Consider the following 19,607-nt stretch of genomic DNA (forward strand, 5'->3'; position numbering starts at 1 on the left):
AACCGTGTTTGGATCCACGACCACAAGTGCCGATCGCGCCCATTGCTGGAGCCCGATGCCCGCTCCCTGTTAACATCCAGCCTTTGTTTCATCTCTAGTTCGAGACTGTCCATGACCACCGTTCGCACGCGTATCGCGCCTTCGCCTACTGGCGATCCCCACGTCGGCACCGCTTACATCGCCCTGTTCAATTACTGCTTTGCCAAGCAGCACGGCGGCGAGTTCATCCTGCGTATCGAAGATACCGACCAGTTGCGTTCGACCCGCGAGTCCGAACAGCAGATCTTCGACGCCCTGCGCTGGTTGGGCATCGAATGGAGCGAAGGCCCGGATGTTGGCGGCCCGCACGGCCCGTATCGGCAGAGTGAGCGGGGCGACATCTACAAGCAGTACGCCCAGCAACTGGTCGATGCCGGCCATGCATTCCCGTGCTTCTGCACCGCTGAAGAACTGGACCAGATGCGCGCCGAGCAGATGGCCCGCGGCGAAACCCCGCGCTACGACGGCCGTGCCTTGCTGCTCTCGCCTGAAGAAGTGCAGCGCCGCCTGGCCGCTGGCGAACCGCATGTGATCCGCATGAAGGTGCCGAGCGAAGGTGTGTGCGTGGTGCCGGACATGCTGCGTGGCGATGTCGAGATTCCATGGGACCGCATGGATATGCAGGTCTTGATGAAGACCGATGGCTTGCCGACCTACTTCCTGGCCAACGTGGTCGATGACCACCTGATGGGCATCACCCACGTGCTGCGCGGTGAAGAATGGCTGCCGTCGGCGCCCAAGCTGATCAAGCTGTACGAGTACTTCGGCTGGGAACAGCCGGTGCTGTGCTACATGCCGCTACTGCGCAACCCCGACAAGAGCAAGCTGTCCAAGCGCAAGAACCCGACTTCGGTGACCTTCTACGAGCGCATGGGCTTCATGCCTGAAGCCATGCTCAACTACCTGGGCCGCATGGGCTGGTCGATGCCGGACGAGCGCGAGAAATTCTCGCTGGCCGAGATGGTCGAGCACTTCGACCTGTCGCGCGTTTCCCTGGGTGGCCCGATCTTCGATATCGAGAAACTGTCGTGGCTCAATGGCCAGTGGCTGCGTGACCTGCCGGTGGAAGAATTCGCCGCACGGGTGCAGAAATGGGCGTTCAACAGCGATTACATGATGAAGATCGCACCGCACGTGCAGGGCAGGGTAGAGACCTTCAGCCAGATCGCGCCGTTGGGTGGTTTCTTCTTTGAAGGGGCACTCAAGCTCGATGCCAAGCTGTTCGAGCACAAGAAGCTGTCGGCTGACCAGGTGCGTCAGGTCATGCAGTTGATCTTGTGGAAGCTTGAAAGCCTGCGTCAGTGGGAGAAAGACCGCATCACCGGTTGCATCCAGGCAGTGGTCGAAGCGCTTGAGCTGAAGCTGCGTGATGCGATGCCGCTGATGTTCGCCGCGATCAGTGGCCAGGCCAGCTCGGTGTCTGTGCTGGACGCCATGGAGATCCTCGGCCCGGACCTGACCCGCTACCGCCTGCGCCAGGCCCTGGACCTGCTCGGTGGGGTGTCGAAGAAAGAAAACAAAGAGTGGGAAAAACTGTTGGGCACCATTGCCTGATTGATTTTCCGAAAGAAACATCGCGGGGCGAGCCCGCTCCTGTTGCAGGAGCGGGCTCGCCCCGCGATGTGCCAAACCCCCGTAAAACCGGGGTGTTTCACGCGCCAGGCCGGTAAGTGATTGTTATCTCGGAAATTTTTTTTGGATTTTGTTGAAAATATATTTGACAGGTCTGCAATCCGATCTTAATATGCGCCCCGTCCACAGCGATGAACGAAAACGAAACGCGAAGCACCCAGCCAAGCGATTCGGTTCAAAGCGACATAGTGGGGCTATAGCTCAGCTGGGAGAGCGCCTGCATGGCATGCAGGAGGTCAGCGGTTCGATCCCGCTTAGCTCCACCAAATTCCGATTCGCAGTCGGCTACACTGACTGCGAAGTCAACCGGGTTACAGCAGCCGGGTTGTTAAGGTAAGAAGGTTCGTCCCCTTCGTCTAGTGGCCTAGGACACCGCCCTTTCACGGCGGTAACAGGGGTTCGAGTCCCCTAGGGGACGCCAGTTTTACACAAGCGATATCGAAAGAGGTCGCTGGGCCGCGAGGCTAGAAATCTGGGGCTATAGCTCAGCTGGGAGAGCGCCTGCATGGCATGCAGGAGGTCAGCGGTTCGATCCCGCTTAGCTCCACCAATTTTGCCAGGATTCGTGTAAACGGATCTGTACGAAGGTTACAAGTCCCCTTCGTCTAGTGGCCTAGGACACCGCCCTTTCACGGCGGTAACAGGGGTTCGAGTCCCCTAGGGGACGCCATTTTACCCACTTTGTGGGATTTCAAGGCTCATTCGATTATTGAATGAGCCTTTTGTTTTTTCCTCGAAAAAAGTTTCCCTCCTCTCTGTACTCCCTGCGCGACAAATGGCAGGGGATGGCGCTTGCATAAAAATATTATGAGAATAATATTCTAGGCATAATATTTGGAGGCAAGTCATGAACGACAAAAAAGCGAAAACCCGCGAACGGATACTCGAAGCTGCCTGCAGTGCATTGATCCAGCATGGCCCGGCCGAGCCCAGCGTCAATGAGGTCATGGGGGCGGCGGGGCTGACGGTGGGTGGCTTCTATGCGCACTTCGACAGCAAGGATGCCCTGATGCTCGAAGCCTTCAGCCAGTTGCTCAATGAGCGCCGGGCACTGCTAGCCGAAGTCGATCCGAACATGAGCGGCGAAGAGCGTCGTGCCCTGGTGGCTGCCTTCTACCTGTCGCGCAAGCACCGGGACGCGACCGAGCGCGCCTGCCCGCTGCCCAACTCCCTGGGCGAGATGTCGCGCCTGCCAGATGCTTTTCGTGAGGTGCTGGCCGAGCACATCGAATTGATGATGGCCAATCTCGCCGACAGTCCCGAAGAAGCCGACAAAGTCCTGGCAGACCTGGCCTTGATGGTCGGTGGCTTGGCCTTGGCACGTGCCCTGGGCACTGACGAACTGTCTGATCGTATTCTGCGTGCCGCCAAGTCGGCGGTTGTCTGAAACTGCGAGACCTACCGGAGCGAAGCGATGAACACCTTGACCTGGATTCGTAGCGTCAACGGCACCCTCGGACGACTGGCGCCGGAACATGTGGCGGGCAAAATGCGTCGGGCCTTCATGACACCGCGCAACTTGCCAGCGCGTGAATGGGAACTGCCGTTGTTGGCGCGTGCAGAGCGTATCACCTTGCGTTTCGGGCTGTCGGCCCTGCGCTGGGGCAAGGGGCCTACAGTGCTGCTGATGCACGGCTGGGAAGGGCGGCCCACCCAGTTTGCGCACCTGATCGATACCTTGGTGCAGTCGGGCTATACCGCCGTGTCACTGGAAGGGCCGGCTCATGGTCACTCGCCGGGCCACCAGGCAAACGTCGTGTTGTTTGCCCGGGCGCTACTGGAGGCGGCCGCCGAGTTGCCACCACTTAAAGCCGTGATCGGCCACTCCATGGGTGGCGCCAGCGTCATGCTCGCGCTGCAGTGGGGGTTGCGTGCAGAGCGGGCGGTCAGTATTGCCGCCCCCGCGCAGTTGATGGGCGTATTGCGTAGCTTTGCCCATCGCCTGGGCATGCCGGCACGGGCGCGAGCGGCCTTTATTCGCCAGATCGAGCGTGATGTCGGGATTCAAGTCTCGCGCCTGAACGTCAGCAGCTACCAGTTGGAGATTCCGGCGTTGATCGCGCATGCCGAGGACGACAGCCTGGTACCTTCCAGCGAGGCTCGCGCAATTCACGATGCCTGGTTCGACAGCCGCTTGATGTTGCTGCCCGAAGGTGGACACCAGCGTGTGTTGTCTGACCCGCGTTTGATTGAAGGCGTCATGGCCTTGCTGGCACGGCATGATGTGCCAGCCCGGCAATCAGCCTGAGCATCCGTTACACTCTGCCCGTTCATCACAGACCTGGAGCGGGCATGAGTTGGGATCTGGCAACACCGTTCACCATCGACCTGCGTGTCGGTGCCGACGATATCGACGGCCTCGGCCACGCCAATAATGCGGTCTATGTCACCTGGCTCGAGCGCTGCGCCTGGCGCCACTCCCAGCGCCTGGGACTGGACCTGGTCGAGTACCGCCTGGCTGGACCGGGCCATGGCCGTTGTCCGCCACGAAATCGACTACCTGGCCGCTGCCTATGAGGACGACGAGTTGCAACTGGCAACCTGGATCGTCGACTGGGACCAGCGCCTGAAAATGTCTCGGCGTTTCCAGTTGGTGCGACCCAGCGATGGCACCACCTTGTTGCGAGCGCAAACAACCTTCGTCTGCATCGAGTTATCCACAGGGCGGCCCAAGCGCATGCCGAGCGAATTCATCGACGGCTACGGCCCGGCGCTGATGACCGGGACGCTGTAGCCAGCGGATTTTGCTAGACTGCCGGCATTTTTCACCCGAGATGCATTCCATGCAAATTGCCCTGGCCCCGATGGAGGGGCTGGTCGACAACATCCTTCGTGACGTACTGACCCAAGTGGGTGGTATCGACTGGTGCGTCACCGAGTTCATTCGCGTCTGCGACCGGCTGCTGCCGGCAGCCACCTTCGACAAACTGGCGCCGGAGCTGCGTCATGGTGCGCAGACCCTGGCCGGAGTGCCTTTGCGCGTGCAGCTTCTGGGTTCGGACCCGGTGTGCCTCGCCGAGAACGCCGTCCTGGCGTGTGAGTTGGGGGCACCGGTGGTCGACCTGAACTTCGGCTGCCCGGCCAAGACGGTGAACAAGTCCCGTGGGGGTGCGGTACTGCTCAAGGAGCCAGAGTTGCTCCATGCCATTCTGAGGGAAGTGCGCCGTGCGGTACCTGCACACATTCCGGTAACCGCCAAGATGCGCCTGGGCTTCGACAGCCCGGACGGCGCCCTGGACTGCGCCCTGGCCCTGGCTGAAGGCGGCGCCGAACAGTTGGTGGTGCATGCGCGGACCAAGGTCGATGGCTACAAGCCACCTGCGCATTGGGAATGGGTGGCCCGGGTGCAGGACGTGGTCAAGGTGCCGGTCTACGCCAACGGTGAAGTCTGGACCCTTGACGACTGGCGACGCTGCCGCGAGGTCAGCGGTGTCGAAGACATCATGCTCGGCCGTGGCCTGGTGTCTCGTCCGGACCTTGCCCGACAGATCGCCGCTGAACGTGATGGTGTCGAATTCGTGTCCATGGACTGGCAGAGCCTGTTGCCATTGATCCACGACTTCTGGGGCCAGGCGTGTGCGCAGTTGACCCCCAGGCAGGCGCCGGGGCGCTTGAAGCAATGGGTAGCAATGCTGACCCGTACTTACCCGGAGGCTGTCGAGCTGTTCACCGCGCTGCGCCGGGAAACCGACTGCGATCGCGTCGGGCAATTGATTGGTATGCCGGTCAGCGAGGCAGCCTGAAATTTTTTTTGCAGGGTCGCTTGAAAAAAAAGCGGGGGTCCTTATCTAGGGAGTACGCGATGCCGAAGTCGGGTCGCGTTACTAAAAACCTCGCTGATTCTCAGGAGATGCACCATGACTACTGCTTTTTCTCTGGCTCCACTGTTCCGTCATTCCGTAGGCTTCGACCGCTTCAACGACCTGTTCGAATCCGCGGCACGTAACGAGGCGGGTAGCAGCTACCCACCCTACAACGTTGAAAAACATGGCGATGACCACTATCGAATTGTTGTTGCCGCAGCTGGTTTCCAGGAACAAGACCTGGAGCTGCAAGTGGAAAAAGGCGTCTTGACCGTTACTGGCGGCAAGCGTGACAACAACGGTGAAAGCGTCACCTACCTGCATCAGGGTATTGCCCAACGGGCATTCAAGTTGTCCTTCCGCCTGGCCGACCATATCGAGGTCAAAGCCGCGGGTCTGGCCAACGGCCTGCTCAGCATCGACCTGCTGCGCATCGTGCCTGAAGAGGCCAAGGCCAAGCGCATCCCGATCAACGGGGACAGCAAGCCTGCGCTGAACTGAGTGCGGTGATGTAGAAAAGGGCACCTTCGGGTGCCCTTTTTGTTTGTTCTTTCCCCCTGCCATTTTTGCGGGCGCTTCGCCCTCATCGCAGCCTCGCGGCAGCGGCTACAGCGCCGGGGTTTCGAGGAGCATGCGGCGAAACTCGATCAGCGGCAACGGCCTGCTGTGCAGGTAGCCCTGGTACAGGAAACACCCCAGTCGCTCCAGGAACTCCAACTGCTCCGACAGCTCCACCCCCTCGGCAATCACCGCCAGATCAAGGCTTTGGGCCATGGCCACGATGGCCCGGACAATCTCTGCATCGTTGGGGTCCAGTGGCGCATCGCGTACAAACGACTGGTCGATCTTCAGCGCATCCACCGGCAGTCGCTTGAGGTAGGTCAGCGATGAGTATCCAGTGCCAAAATCATCCATGGCAAAGCTCACGCCGTAACGCTTGAGCTCACGCATTTTGCTGATGGTGTCTTCCAGGTTCTGGATCACGATCCCTTCGGTGATTTCCAGCTTGAGCATCTTGTATGGCAGGCGGAAGTCATCGAGGCTGCGCAGCACACGTTCGACAAAGTCGTTCTGGCGAAACTGGCGGGGGCTGATGTTCACGCACAGGCTGAAGTCGTCGGGGTCGATCAGGTGATCTCGTAGCATGCCGGCACAGGCATCGCAGGCTTCTTCCAGGATCCAGCTACCCACTTCGAGAATCAGGCCGCTTTCTTCCAGTACCTGGATGAACTGTGCCGGGGGCTGCTGGCCCAGTTGCGGGTGATGCCAGCGCAACAGCACTTCGGCGCCGACAATGCGGTTGTCGCGGGCATCGACCTGTGGCTGGAAGTGCAGGGCAAGTTCACCGCGGGCCAGGGCCAGGCGCAGGTCGCTTTCCATGCGCAGACGCTCGCTGGCGGCCTTTTGCATGGTGGAATGGAACAGTTGGGTGGTGTTGCGGCCGGAATCCTTGGCCCGGTACAGGGCGATGTCGGCGCGCTTGAGCAGGTCGGCCGGCGTCGAGCCGTGATCGGGAATCAGCGCCACACCGATGCTGGGGGTGACCTGCAGGCGCTGGCCATCCAGGGACATTGGTTCGGCCAGCAATTCGCGCAAGGTATCGGCCAGTTCCCGGACCTTTTCCGTGACCTCGTCGCGACTGCCTTCCAAGCCGCTGAGCAGCACCACGAATTCATCACCTCCCAGGCGCGCGACGGTGTCTTCCAGGCGCACGCTGGCTTCCAGGCGGGCGGTAATGATCTTCAGAACCGTGTCGCCCACCGGATGGCCCAGGGAGTCGTTGATGTGCTTGAAGTGATCCAGGTCGAGGAACAATAGGGCACCGCGCAGATTGTGGCGCTTGAGCAAGGCGATCTGCTGGCTCAGGCGGTCCATCAGCAAGGCGCGGTTGGGCAGGTTGGTGAGTGGGTCGTGGTAGGCCAGGTGGCGGATCTGCGCCTGGGCATTCTTCAATTGGCTGACGTCTCGGGCAGTCAGCAACAGGCACTCCGTTTCGTTCAGCACGAGCGGCTCGATCGACACTTCTACCGTCAGTATCTCGCCACGCTTGTTGCGCCCGAGCATTTCCCGGTGGTGTACCCGGCCCCTGTCCTGCAGTTCGCTGATCAGGGCCGTGCGTTGCTTGTCATCGGCCCAGATGCCGATTTCATACACGGTGCGGCCGATGACTTCGGCCGAACTGTAGCCGGTCAGGCGACAAAAGCCGTCGTTGACTTCCAGGTAGCGGCCGCTTTCGAGTTCGGTGATGGTGATGGCGTCTGGGCTCGAGTGGAACGCTTTGGCGAATTTCTCCTCGCTGGCCTTGAGCGCGGCCTCGGCCCGTTGCTGCTGAGTGATGTCGCGCAGGGTAGTGACGCTGCAAGGGTGATTGTCGACCGTGATCAGGCGGCTGGAAATCACGCAGGTCAGCGGTTGGCCATCCTTGTGGTTGACCACCACCGCGACATTGTTCAAAGCCTGGTCGCGAATCACTTGCTCGATGCGTCGGGCGCGCTCGGCGGATTCTGCCCACAAGCCGATTTCTTCGGCGGTATGGCCGATGACCTGGTCAGTGCCCCAGCCGAAAATCTGGGTAAACGCCGGATTGATCTCGATGAATCGGCCGCTGTCCTGGCGGGTGACGCAGATCGGGTCGGGGCTGGCCTGGAACAGGCTGGCGAATTTTTCTTCCGAACTGGTCAGCCGTTGTTCGCGCTCGACCTGGTCGGTGATGTCCAGCAAGGTGCCAGCCATGCGCAGGGGCTTGCCGTGTTCGTCGCGATACAGCCGGGCCCGGCTTTCTATGTAGCGCGAAGTGCCGTTTTCCAGCTGGATATGGTAGGTGATCTGGTAATTGCCGGCGGGGCCCTCGCGAAGGCTGCGGTAGGCTTGGCGCATGGTGCTGCGCTCAAGTTCCGGCACGCCCTCGAAGAAGGCCTCGAAGGACTCATGGAAGGGGACCGGCTCAAGGCCATGCAGCTCGGCAGCGCGGGCCGAGCCATAGAGCATGCCGCTGGGAATATGCCAGTCCCAGGTGCCCAGCTGGGCGGAGTCCAGGGCCAGGTCCAGGCGTTCCTGGCTGTCCTTGAGGGCTTGTTCGGCGCGTTTGCGTTCGCTGGTGTCGACAAAGGTGCTGAGCAGGTAGACCGTGCCTTCGAGTTCGATGTTCTGGGTGCTGAGGATACCGTCGTGGATCTTGCCGCTGCTGGCGCGGAACTGCACCTCCATTGTCACCGGGCCACTGTTGCCCCGGGTGGCTTCAAGCACGGCATTGCGCTGCTGCGGGTTGGCCCACAGGCCCAGCTCGAGGGTGGTCTTGTTGATGACCTGGTGGCCAGGCCAGCCGAGGATCTGCTCGAAGTGCTGGTTGACCTCGTGGATCAGGCCGTCGGAGCGGCGGGTGAGCAGCACCACGTTGGGACTCAGGTGAAACAGCGTGGCAAAGCGCTTCTCCGAATTGATCAGCGCGGTTTCCCGGTCTCGCTGGCGGGTGATTTCGCGGATCACGCCAATCATCTGCGGGCGACCCAGTTTGTCCTTTGCCAGGCTGCCGTTGATTTCCAGCCAGTGCAGGCTGCCATCTGGCCAGCGGATACGATGGCGCAGGGCTTGCTCCACCGGCTCGCCGTTGATAACGGCATGAAAGGCCTGCAGGGTGCGGGCGCGATCTTCGGCAGGCAGCAATTCGAGATAGTCCAGGTCATTGGGCAAGGGTTGATCCGGGTCGAAGCCGAACAGGGCCTGGGTGCCGCGTGACCAACTGATTTGCCCGGTTTCTATGTCCCAGAACCAGGCGCCCAGGTGCGCGCCATTGAGCGCCGCCAACAGTTGTGGGGCGTTCTCCCAGGTCTGCTCCGACGCCTGGGGATCCGCCGCATGGATGCGTGGCAGGCGCGGAAAGCGGTTTGCTGATTTGGGCATCGGTACCAGACCTTTGGCAGGTGACGCGTCCTTGAGGGTCCTACTGACTGGGTTCTACCTCAATGGCTCAGGGGTGCCGTGCATGGCTGTCGAGCAGGGCCATGAAGGCTTTGGCGGCATTCGATAGCGTTCGCTCGGTGTGCAGAATGTAGCCTAGCTGGCGGGACAGCTGTATGCCCGGCAAAGCGATAGGCGCAACCTGCTCATCGAGCATAGTACGTGGCAGCACACTCCACGCCAGGCCGATGGAAACCATCATCTTGATGGTTTCCAGGTAGTTGGTGCTCATGGCAATGTTCGGCGTCAGGCCCTGGGCCTCGAACAGTCGCTGAACAATGTGATGGGTAAACGTATTGCCACCGGGAAACACCGCCGGGTGGTGGGCGACATCGGCAAGGCTCACTGAGCCATTGCGTGCCAGCGGGTGTTCCGGGGCAGCGACGAAGTCCAGCAGGTCGTCCCAGACCGGCACCGCCCTGACCAGTGGGTGCGGCTCGGGTGCCAGGGTGATCACGGCAATTTCTGCGCGGCCATGGAGAATCTCGTCGTAGGCAGCCTCCGAATCCAGGAACTGTATATCCAGTGCAACCTCAGGGTATTGGCGGGTGAATGCCCGCAGAACCGGGGGTAACCGGTGCAAGCCGATGTGGTGGCTGGTGGCGAGGGTCAGGCGACCTGCCACTTCACCGGTGAGATTGGTGAGGGCGCGGCGAGTGTCGTCCAGTACGTTGATGATCTGGTAGGCACGTGGCAGCAGGGCGCGGCCGGCTTCAGTGAGGTTGACCTCTCGCCCGAGGCGATCGAACAGGCGCAGGTCCAGCTGTTGCTCAAGCCCGGCTATACGTTTGCTGATGGCAGGTTGAGTCAGGTGCAGGCGTTCGCCGGCCCCTGAAAAGCTGCCGGTTTCAGCCACGGCAATAAATGCATTGAGGTTGGCGAGGTCCACGGTGCAGGTATTCCCTTTGGTTATCCAAAGCATAAAAATTATGAATTTGAGTTATTCAATCTACCGGCATAGCATCGTCCGTACAAGCCAAGGGGTTATTGGCATAGAAAGACGCTGATGAGGAACAGTCTGATGGCCGGCAAAACGCTCTACGACAAGCTCTGGGATTCGCATTTGGTCAAACAGCGCGACGATGGTTCGGCGCTGATCTATATCGACCGTCACATCATTCATGAAGTGACGTCGCCGCAAGCCTTTGAAGGCCTGCGCCTGGCCAATCGCAAGCCCTGGCGCATCGATGCCAACATCGCCACGCCCGATCACAACGTACCGACCACGCCAGAGCGCAAAGGCGGTATCGAGGCCATTGTCGACCAGGTGTCGCGCTTGCAGGTCCAGACCCTCGACGAAAACTGCGATGAGTACGGCATCACCGAATTCAAGATGAACGACGTGCGCCAGGGCATCGTCCACGTCATCGGCCCGGAGCAGGGTGCAACCTTGCCGGGCATGACTGTGGTCTGCGGCGACTCGCACACCTCCACCCACGGCGCCTTCGGTGCCCTGGCCCATGGCATCGGCACCTCCGAGGTCGAGCATGTGCTCGCCACCCAGTGCCTGGTGGCCAAGAAAATGAAGAACATGCTGGTGCGCGTCGAAGGCCAGTTGCCGTTCGGCGTCACCGCCAAGGATATCGTCCTGGCCGTGATCGGCAAGATCGGTACGGCGGGCGGCAACGGCCATGCCATCGAGTTTGCCGGCAGCGCCATTCGCGACCTGTCCGTCGAAGGCCGCATGACCATCTGCAACATGTCCATCGAAGCCGGTGCTCGGGTAGGCCTGGTGGCCACCGACGAGAAGACCGTGGAGTACGTCAAGGGTCGTCCATACGCGCCGAAAGGCGAGCAGTGGGCGCAAGCGGTGGAAGCCTGGAAAGAACTGGTTTCCGACGCCGACGCTGTGTTTGACACCGTGGTCGAACTCGATGCTGCGCAGATCAAGCCGCAGGTCAGTTGGGGCACCTCGCCGGAAATGGTGCTGGCGGTTGACCAGTGCGTACCGGACCCGGCTGCCGAAGCCGACCTGGTCAAGCGCGGCTCCATCGAGCGGGCCTTGAAGTACATGGGCTTGAGCGCCAACCAGGCGATTACCGACATCCAGCTCGACCGGGTGTTCATCGGCTCCTGCACCAACTCGCGGATCGAAGACCTGCGCGCCGCTGCCGTGATCGCCAAGGGTCGCAAGGTTGCCTCGACCATCAAGCAGGCCATCGTGGTGCCGGGTTCGGGCCTGGTGAAAGCCCAGGCGGAAAAAGAAGGCCTGGACAAGATCTTCGTCGAAGCCGGTTTCGAGTGGCGCGAACCGGGTTGCTCCATGTGCCTGGCGATGAACCCGGACCGCCTGGAGAGCGGCGAGCATTGCGCCTCGACCTCCAACCGCAACTTCGAAGGTCGCCAGGGTGCTGGCGGTCGTACCCACCTGGTGAGCCCGGCCATGGCCGCCGCCGCCGCAGTAACCGGTCGCTTTGTCGATGTACGTGAGTTGATCCAAGGGAGCGCAGCATGAAAGCCTTTACCCAGCACACCGGCCTCGTCGCGCCATTGGATCGCGCCAACGTCGACACCGACCAGATCATTCCCAAGCAATTCTTGAAGTCGATCAAGCGCACCGGCTTTGGCCCCAACCTGTTCGACGAGTGGCGCTACCTGGATGTGGGTCAGCCGTATCAGGACAACAGCAAGCGTCCGAAAAACCCGGACTTCGTCTTGAATCACGATCGTTACCAGGGCGCCAGCGTATTGCTCGCCCGTGAGAACTTCGGTTGTGGCTCCAGCCGCGAGCACGCGCCCTGGGCCCTTGAGGAGTACGGCTTTCGCAGCATCATTGCGCCGAGCTATGCCGATATCTTCTTCAACAACAGCTTCAAGAACGGCTTGTTGCCGATCATCCTCAGCGATGAGGAAGTGGATGAGTTGTTCAAGCAAGTCGAGGCCGATCCTGGCTACCAGCTGACCATCGACCTGCAAGAGCAGACCGTGACCCGTCCAGACGGCAAGGTACTGAGCTTCGAGATCGATGCGTTTCGCAAGCACTGCCTGCTCAACGGCCTGGACGACATCGGCCTGACCTTGCAGGACAGCGATGCCATTGCCACTTTCGAAGCCAAGCACCGGGCCAGCCAGCCCTGGTTGTTTCGTGATGCTTGATCGTTGATGTGATCGCGGGGCAGACCCGCTCCCACAAACCCTGTAGGAGCGGGCTTGCCCCGCGATAAGTACCCGGAGCCCCCAATGACCAGCACCACCCATACGGAAGTCGTCCAGCGCCAGTTCGGCGAGCAAGCCAGTGCCTACTTGAGCAGTGCCGTTCACGCCCAGGGCAGTGAGTTCGCCTTGCTGCAGGCTGAACTTGTCGGGCAAGGCCAGGCGCGTGTGCTGGACCTTGGCTGTGGTGCCGGGCATGTCAGCTTCCACATTGCACCGCTGGTGCGCGACGTAGTGGCCTATGACTTGTCGCAGCAGATGCTCGACGTGGTTGCCGCTGCCGCCGCCGAGCGCAACTTTGCCAATATCACCACCGAATGCGGTGCCGCCGAACGCTTGCCATTCGCCGATGCATCCTTCGACTTTGTCTTCAGCCGCTACTCGGCACACCACTGGAGCGACCTGGGCCTGGCCCTGCGCGAAGTGCGCCGGGTACTCAAGCCGGGTGGGGTGGCGGCGTTCATTGATGTGATGTCGCCTGGCAGTCCGTTGCTCGACACGTATTTGCAGAGCGTCGAGGTGATGCGTGACACCAGCCATGTGCGCGATTATTCGGCAGCCCAATGGTTGCAACAGGTCAGCGAGGCGGGCCTGTACACCCGCAGTCACACGCGCCAGCGCTTGCGCCTGGAGTTCAGTTCCTGGGTCGAGCGTATGCGTACCCCGGACGTGATGCGCGGCGCCATACGCCATTTGCAGCAGGCGATGGGCGAAGAAGTACGGCAGTATTACCAGATTGAAGCCGACGGCTCCTTCAGCACCGATGTTCTGGTGCTCTGGGCCGAGTGCTGATTAATTTTCCGGCAGGCCAGTGCGGCGTGTCGCTTGAGTCGAACAAGAGGAACCCATGAGCAAACAGATTCTGATTCTCCCAGGTGATGGCATTGGTCCGGAAATCATGGCCGAGGCGGTCAAGGTGCTGGAACTGGCCAACGACAAGTTCCAGCTTGGCTTCAGCCTTTCCCACGACGTGATCGGTGGCGCTGCCATCGACAAGCACGGCGTGCCGCTGGCTGATGAAACCCTGGAGCGTGCGCGCCAGGCCGACGCCGTACTGCTGGGCGCCGTGGGTGGTCCGAAATGGGACAAGATCGAGCGCGACATCCGTCCTGAGCGCGGCCTGCTGAAAATCCGTTCGCAGCTGGGCCTGTTCGCCAACCTGCGTCCGGCGATTCTTTATCCACAGTTGGCCGATGCTTCCTCGCTCAAGCCGGAAATCGTTTCTGGCCTGGATATCCTCATTGTCCGTGAGCTGACCGGCGGTATCTACTTCGGTGCTCCGCGTGGCACCCGCGAGCTGGAAGGCGGCGAGCGCCAGTCCTACGACACCCTGCCTTACAGCGAGAGCGAAATCCGCCGTATCGCCCGCGTCGGCTTCGACATGGCCCGTGTGCGCGGCAAGAAGCTGTGCTCGGTAGACAAGGCCAACGTCCTGGCGTCCAGCCAGCTGTGGCGCGAAATCGTCGAGGAGGTGGCCAAGGACTACCCGGATGTGGAGTTGTCGCACATGTACGTCGACAACGCTGCCATGCAACTGGTGCGTGCGCCCAAGCAGTTCGACGTAATGGTCACCGACAACATGTTCGGTGACATCCTGTCGGATGAGGCTTCCATGCTCACCGGCTCCATTGGCATGCTGCCGTCAGCTTCGCTGGATGCCAACAACAAGGGCATGTACGAGCCTTGCCACGGTTCGGCCCCAGACATCGCCGGCCAAGGCATCGCTAACCCGCTGGCAACCATTTTGTCGGTCTCGATGATGCTGCGTTACAGCTTCAATCAGCAGGCGGCTGCCGAAGCGATCGAACAGGCTGTCAGCCAGGTGCTGGATCAGGGGCTGCGCACGGGCGACATCTGGTCGACCGGCTGCAGCAAAGTGGGTACGCAGGAAATGGGCGACGCAGTAGTCGCAGCGCTGCGGAATCTGTAATCTCTCGGGCCCGCTGCTGTTTTTCCTTGTGAAGCAGCGGCCCACTTTTTAGCAAAGGTGTAGTTGCGATGAAACGTGTAGGTCTGATCGGTTGGCGCGGTATGGTCGGTTCCGTGCTCATGCAGCGGATGCTGGAAGAGCAGGATTTTGATCTCATCGAGCCGGTGTTCTTCACCACCTCCAACGTGGGTGGCCAGGGTCCGGCTGTGGGCAAGGATATTGCTCCGCTCAAGGACGCTTACAGCATTGAAGAGCTCAAGACCCTTGATGTGATCCTGACCTGCCAGGGCGGCGACTACACCAATGAGGTTTTCCCCAAACTGCGCGAAGCCGGCTGGCAGGGCTACTGGATCGACGCCGCTTCCAGCCTGCGCATGCAGGATGACGCGGTCATCGTCCTGGACCCGGTCAACCGCAAGGTGATCGACCAGCAGCTCGATGCCGGTACCAAGAACTACATCGGTGGCAACTGCACCGTCAGCCTGATGCTGATGGGCCTGGGCGGCCTGTTCGAGGCCGGCCTGGTCGAGTGGATGAGTGCCATGACCTACCAGGCGGCCTCCGGTGCCGGTGCGCAGAACATGCGAGAGCTGATCCGCCAGATGGGCGCTACCCATGCGGCCGTGGCCGATGACCTGGCCAACCCGGCCAGCGCCATCCTCGACATCGACCGCAAGGTGGCCGAGGCCATGCGCAGTGAGGCCTACCCGACCGAGAACTTCGGCGTTCCGCTGGCCGGCAGCCTGATCCCATGGATCGACAAGGAGCTGCCGAACGGCCAGAGCCGCGAAGAGTGGAAGGCCCAGGCCGAGACCAACAAGATCCTCGGCCGCTTCAAGAGCCCGATCCCGGTCGATGGTATCTGCGTGCGGATTGGCGCCATGCGCTGCCACAGCCAGGCGCTGACCATCAAGCTGAACAAGGATGTCCCGATCGCCGACATCGAAGGCATGATCAGCCAGCACAACCCTTGGGTGAAACTGGTGCCGAACCAGCGTGAAATCAGCATGCAGGAGCTGAGCCCGACCAACGTCACCGGTACCCTTAACATCCCGGTGGGTCGTCTGCGCAAGCTGAACATGGGGTCGCAGTACCTGGGCGCCTTCACCGTCGGCGACCAACTGCTGTGGGGCGCTGCCGAGCCGCTGCGTCGCATGCTGCGGATCCTGCTGGAGCGTTGATCGCGGCAGCGAGATGAACCCGAAGCCCGTGCTGCCAACAGCACGGGCTTTTTCATTGCAGGTATTCCACGGCCACAAATCCAAGTAAAGTGCCGCTCCCGCCGTTCCAGCAGAGGATTTTTCCATGAGCCAGCCTATTGATATCGCCGTCATCGGTGCCACCGGTACAGTCGGTGAAACCCTTGTGCAGATTCTCGAAGAGCAGGATGTTGCCGTGGGAACCCTGCACCTGCTGGCCAGCAACGAATCGGCAGGCAGTGGCGTGATGTTTCGCAGTAAAAGCCTGCGGGTACGCGAGGTCGACAGTTTCGACTTCAGCAAAGTGAAGCTCGCGTTCTTCGCAGCAGGGCCAGCCGTAACCCGCAGCTTTGCCCCTCGGGCCCAGGCAGCAGGCTGCATGGTGATCGATCTGTCCGGAGGCTTGCCCGCCGGCCAGGCACCAGCCGTGGTGCCCGAAGCCAACGCTGAGCGTCTCGAAAACCTGCCGCAACCGGTTCAGGTCAGCAGCCCGAGCGCCGGAGCGGTAGCGCTTGCTGTTGCGCTGGCGCCCCTCAAGGGGTTGCTCGATATCGAGCGGGTTCAGGTGACGGCCTGTCTGGCGGTCTCTGCCCAGGGGCGTGAGGCGGTAAATGAACTGGCCCGCCAGACGGCCGAGCTGCTCAATGCCCGACCGCTGGAGCCACGCTTTTTCGACCGCCAGATGGCATTCAACGTGTTGGCCCAGGTCGGTGCCAGCGATGATCAGGGACATGGCGCGCTGGAGCGTCGCCTGGTCGATGAACTGCGTGAGGTGCTTGAACTACCGGCCCTGAAGATTTCCGTGACATGCATTCAAGTCCCGGTGTTTTTCGGCGATAGCTACAGTGTGACCGTGCAGAGCCGTGAACCGGTCGACCTGATTGCGGTCAATGCTGCGCTGGAGGCGGCCGACAGCATCGAGCTGGTGGAGGAGGGTGATTACCCGACGCCGGTGGGTGACGCAGTCGGCCAGGACGTGGTCTATGTTGGACGAGTACGCGGTGGGATCGACGAGGTCGAGCAGCTGAATCTATGGCTGACCACTGACAACGTGCGCAAAGGTGCGGCGCTGAACGCCGTGCAGCTGGCGCAATTGTTGATAAAACACATTGTGTAAAAGATACTTGCCGATAATTTTTACCCGATAATTCTCGGTTGCCGGGGACGGTTCTATCAAAGGAAGAGGTCATGCTTCGAATTCGCAAACTGGTCTTAGCAATTGCCGCGGCGTCGGCGCTGTCGTCCGGTATGGCGCATGCCCTTGGCCTGGGTGAGCTGACGCTCAAGTCGGCGCAGAACCAGCCCCTGGACGCCGAGATCGAATTGCTCGATGTGCGCGACCTGACGGCAACTGAAATGGCACCCAGCCTGGCGCCGCCTGAAGAGTTCGCCAAGGCCGGCATCGAGCGTCAGGCTTACCTCAATGACCTGACCTTCACCCCGGTGATCAACCCCAACGGCAAAAGCGTGTTGCGGGTGACCTCGAGCCAGCCGCTGCCGGCGCCGATGGTCAAATTCATTGTCCAGGTGATGTGGCCAAGCGGCCGCCTGTTGCGGGACTACAGCGTACTGGTCAACGCCTCGGCGCTGCCGGGCGCCAAGCCTGACTCGGCAATTACGCCGGCGACCAGTGCTGCAGCCAACTACACCACGGTGCGTCGAGACACATTGTGGGAAATTGCCTCCAAGGCCCGCCAGGGTGGATCGGTGCAGCAGACCATGCTGGCCATCCAGGCGTTGAACCCCGATGCTTTCATCAATGGCAATATCAACTTGCTCAAGACCGGCCAGGTCCTGCGCATGCCCGATCAACAACAGATCGCCAGCATTCCCCAGACCGAAGCGGTGGCTGAAGTTGCCGAACAGTATTCCGCCTGGCGCGAAGGCCGGCGCCTGGGGCCGCGGGCCCGGCAGTTGGACGCCACGCACCGCGCTGGTGCCGAGGCCGCTCCGGCGCGAATCGCCAACCAGGACAACCTGCGCCTGGTAGCACCGGGCAGCAAGGCTGCCGGTAACGGCAAGGGTGTCAGCGACAAACTCGCCGTGGCCCAGGAAACTCTCGACACCACGCGTCGCGACAATGCCGAGCTCAAGGATCGCATGGAAGATCTGCAGAGCCAGCTGGACAAGCTCGAACGCCTGATCGCCCTCAAGAATGACCAGTTGGCCAGGCTTGAAGCCCAGGGTGCTTCCGGTGAGCCGCCAGCCGTTTCCGCCGACTTGCAGCCTTCGCCAGAAGACGCCGTGGTCACGCCACCACCGGCAGCGGTCGATACAGCACCGCTTGAGCCGCCGGCACCGGTCGCGGAACAACCTGCACCGGCCAGCTCCGGCAAAATGCTCGATGACCTGCTTGCCAACCCCTACCTGCTGGCGTTGATCGCCGGTTCCGCCTTCCTGGTACTGCTGCTGCTGTTGTTGCTGCTGGCACGCAAGCGCAAGGCCGATCAGGAGGCAGAAAAGCATCTGCGCATGGCCCGCGCCCTGGCCGAAGAAGGTGATCGCGGGCCGGACCTTGACCTGCCGCCGGACAGTTTCGACGGCCTGGAGGCGCAAGAGCCCAAGGTAACGCTGTCGCCGGCCGTGGTAGCCGCGTCGGCTGCGGCCGCCACTGCCGCCGAAGCACCTGCCAGCGAAGTGAAGCCGGTCGAACCCGATCAGCCGCAGCCGATGGCAGCCCCTCTGGTTGCTCCGGCGGCCGACGCTGCGCCTGCACCTACGGGTGACGCGCTGCTTGATGAAGTGCAACAGTGCGTTGCCCAGGGTCGACTCAACCAGGCGGCCGAGCTGCTTGAGCCTGCTGTTGCGGCTGAACCGCAACGCAGTGACCTGCGCCTGAAACTGATGGAAGTCTATGCCCGTCAAGGCGATCGCGATGCCTTCGTGGGGCATGAGCGTCAGTTGATCGCCACCGGCCAGAATCACGCGGATGTCGAAGCCCTCAAGAGCCGGTTCCCGGCCATGGTGGCACTGGCGGCCGCAGGCGGAATCGGTGCCGCGGCCCTGGCTGCCGAACTGGATGCCCAGTACGTCCAGGCCCTGCTCAACGACGAGCCGCAGGCAGACGACGAGCCTCAGCCGGAGTCGCAACCGGAATTGGAACCTGACCCGGAAGCAGTTGCCGCTCTGGAGTCAGAGGCAGAACCGGCGCCAGAGCTGCAGCCGGAACCAGAGCTGATTGTCGAGGATGGCCTGGACAGCGCTTTCGACCTGAGTCTGGACGAAGGTCTGCAGGGCCTGGAGCTGGAAGAGCCACCGCTGCTCGACGAAGCGGCGGTTGCAGAGGCCGAAGCCGTCGAGGTCGCGCCGGAGCCTGAACTTCAGGTACCGGTTGTCGAGACGGACGATCTGGCGCCAGCCGAGCCGTTGGCTGAAGAAGTCCCCGAGCTGACCGATCTCTCTGATTTCGATCTCGATGTGGCTGGCGACCAGCCGGCTGTACTGCCGGAGAGCGAGCCGGTGGATATTGCCGCCGAGCTTGCCGCGTTCGATGAGTCGATGCCGGAGTTCGATCCGCTGAGCGAGCTCGACCTGCCGGAAGATTTCGACCTGTCGTTGTCACTGGACGATGAGTCCGATGCGGCCAAGCACTTCGCCTCGGAACTCGATGACGTCAACGCCGAGCTCGACAAGCTGTCCCAGAGCCTGGAGCAACCTTCGATCGAGCCGCATTTCACCGCCGAAGACGCCGTTGTCAGCGACGACTTGAGCGATGACCTGGAGTTCGACTACCTGGGCGGCGCCGATGAGGCGGCAACCAAGCTAGACCTGGCCCGGGCCTATATCGACATGGGTGACCATGACGGTGCCCGCGACATTCTCGACGAAGTCTGCAAGGAGGGCAGTGATGCCCAGCGTCAGGAAGCTGAAGAGATGCTTTCGCGCCTGGTCTGA

General features: G+C 61.5%; 14 protein-coding genes, 4 tRNA genes and 1 pseudogene. 17 read left to right on the forward strand and 2 right to left on the reverse strand.

The window, feature by feature from the left end; translation table 11 throughout:
• The first annotated feature begins 111 nt into the window (after positions 1-111).
• The 10 genes and pseudogenes from gltX to ABVN19_RS03930 all read left to right on the forward strand — a co-directional run bounded on the left by gltX (position 112) and on the right by ABVN19_RS03930 (position 5,975).
• On the forward strand, positions 112-1,593 hold the full coding sequence (gltX, locus tag ABVN19_RS03885; RefSeq protein WP_028943796.1) for a glutamate--tRNA ligase: 1,482 nt from the start codon (positions 112-114) through the stop codon (positions 1,591-1,593).
• Between the two features lie 268 nt (positions 1,594-1,861).
• Positions 1,862-1,937 (forward strand) — tRNA-Ala (locus ABVN19_RS03890).
• 79 nt (positions 1,938-2,016) lie between these two features.
• Positions 2,017-2,092 (forward strand) — tRNA-Glu (locus ABVN19_RS03895).
• Between the two features lie 53 nt (positions 2,093-2,145).
• A tRNA-Ala gene (locus ABVN19_RS03900) sits at positions 2,146-2,221 on the forward strand.
• 44 nt (positions 2,222-2,265) lie between these two features.
• Positions 2,266-2,341 (forward strand) — tRNA-Glu (locus tag ABVN19_RS03905).
• A 177-nt stretch (positions 2,342-2,518) separates the two neighbouring features.
• Positions 2,519-3,058 carry a TetR/AcrR family transcriptional regulator gene (locus tag ABVN19_RS03910; RefSeq protein ID WP_028945809.1) on the forward strand — a complete coding sequence of 180 codons (540 nt, stop codon included), beginning with the start codon at positions 2,519-2,521 and terminating at the stop codon, positions 3,056-3,058.
• 27 nt (positions 3,059-3,085) lie between these two features.
• On the forward strand, positions 3,086-3,919 hold the full coding sequence (locus ABVN19_RS03915) for an alpha/beta fold hydrolase (protein WP_028945810.1): 834 nt from the start codon (positions 3,086-3,088) through the stop codon (positions 3,917-3,919).
• Positions 3,920-3,963: 44 nt separating this feature from the next.
• Positions 3,964-4,405, forward strand: a pseudogene (locus ABVN19_RS03920) (thioesterase family protein).
• 49 nt (positions 4,406-4,454) lie between these two features.
• On the forward strand, positions 4,455-5,414 hold the full coding sequence (locus ABVN19_RS03925; RefSeq protein ID WP_105642818.1) for a tRNA-dihydrouridine synthase: 960 nt from the start codon (positions 4,455-4,457) through the stop codon (positions 5,412-5,414).
• 114 nt (positions 5,415-5,528) lie between these two features.
• Positions 5,529-5,975: an Hsp20 family protein gene (locus ABVN19_RS03930; RefSeq protein WP_028945813.1), complete on the forward strand. Its 447-nt coding sequence runs from the start codon at positions 5,529-5,531 to the stop codon at positions 5,973-5,975.
• 105 nt (positions 5,976-6,080) lie between these two features.
• On the opposite strand, the gene ABVN19_RS03935 is transcribed toward ABVN19_RS03930, so the two are convergent.
• Positions 6,081-9,374, reverse strand: coding sequence for a PAS domain S-box protein (locus ABVN19_RS03935; RefSeq protein WP_028945814.1), 3,294 nt, complete (start codon positions 9,372-9,374; stop codon positions 6,081-6,083).
• A 67-nt stretch (positions 9,375-9,441) separates the two neighbouring features.
• Positions 9,442-10,320, reverse strand: coding sequence for a LysR family transcriptional regulator (locus ABVN19_RS03940; RefSeq protein WP_028945815.1), 879 nt, complete (start codon positions 10,318-10,320; stop codon positions 9,442-9,444).
• A gap of 132 nt (positions 10,321-10,452) precedes the next feature.
• Here ABVN19_RS03940 and leuC point away from each other — a divergent pair, with 132 nt between their 5' ends.
• The 7 genes from leuC to ABVN19_RS03975 all read left to right on the forward strand — a co-directional run bounded on the left by leuC (position 10,453) and on the right by ABVN19_RS03975 (position 19,607).
• Positions 10,453-11,886, forward strand: coding sequence for a 3-isopropylmalate dehydratase large subunit (leuC, locus tag ABVN19_RS03945; RefSeq protein WP_028945816.1), 1,434 nt, complete (start codon positions 10,453-10,455; stop codon positions 11,884-11,886).
• Positions 11,883-12,527, forward strand: a complete 645-nt coding sequence (leuD, locus tag ABVN19_RS03950; RefSeq protein ID WP_028945817.1) for a 3-isopropylmalate dehydratase small subunit — start codon at positions 11,883-11,885, stop codon at positions 12,525-12,527. The genes leuC and leuD overlap by 4 nt, the downstream gene beginning before the upstream one ends.
• A gap of 84 nt (positions 12,528-12,611) precedes the next feature.
• Positions 12,612-13,376, forward strand: coding sequence for a class I SAM-dependent methyltransferase (locus ABVN19_RS03955; protein WP_028945818.1), 765 nt, complete (start codon positions 12,612-12,614; stop codon positions 13,374-13,376).
• 55 nt (positions 13,377-13,431) lie between these two features.
• The gene (gene leuB, locus ABVN19_RS03960) at positions 13,432-14,514 is read left to right on the forward strand and encodes a 3-isopropylmalate dehydrogenase (RefSeq protein WP_028945819.1); all 1,083 of its coding nucleotides are present in this window, start codon (positions 13,432-13,434) and stop codon (positions 14,512-14,514) included.
• A gap of 68 nt (positions 14,515-14,582) precedes the next feature.
• Positions 14,583-15,695 (forward strand): aspartate-semialdehyde dehydrogenase, encoded by a 1,113-nt coding sequence (gene asd, locus ABVN19_RS03965; protein ID WP_010223256.1) that lies wholly within the window; start codon positions 14,583-14,585, stop codon positions 15,693-15,695.
• A 124-nt stretch (positions 15,696-15,819) separates the two neighbouring features.
• Positions 15,820-16,830: an aspartate-semialdehyde dehydrogenase gene (locus ABVN19_RS03970; protein WP_028945820.1), complete on the forward strand. Its 1,011-nt coding sequence runs from the start codon at positions 15,820-15,822 to the stop codon at positions 16,828-16,830.
• A gap of 71 nt (positions 16,831-16,901) precedes the next feature.
• Positions 16,902-19,607 carry a FimV/HubP family polar landmark protein gene (locus ABVN19_RS03975; protein WP_105642819.1) on the forward strand — a complete coding sequence of 902 codons (2,706 nt, stop codon included), beginning with the start codon at positions 16,902-16,904 and terminating at the stop codon, positions 19,605-19,607.

The sequence above is a fragment of the Pseudomonas vranovensis genome (assembly GCF_040438935.1).
Classification (GTDB): domain Bacteria; phylum Pseudomonadota; class Gammaproteobacteria; order Pseudomonadales; family Pseudomonadaceae; genus Aquipseudomonas; species Aquipseudomonas vranovensis.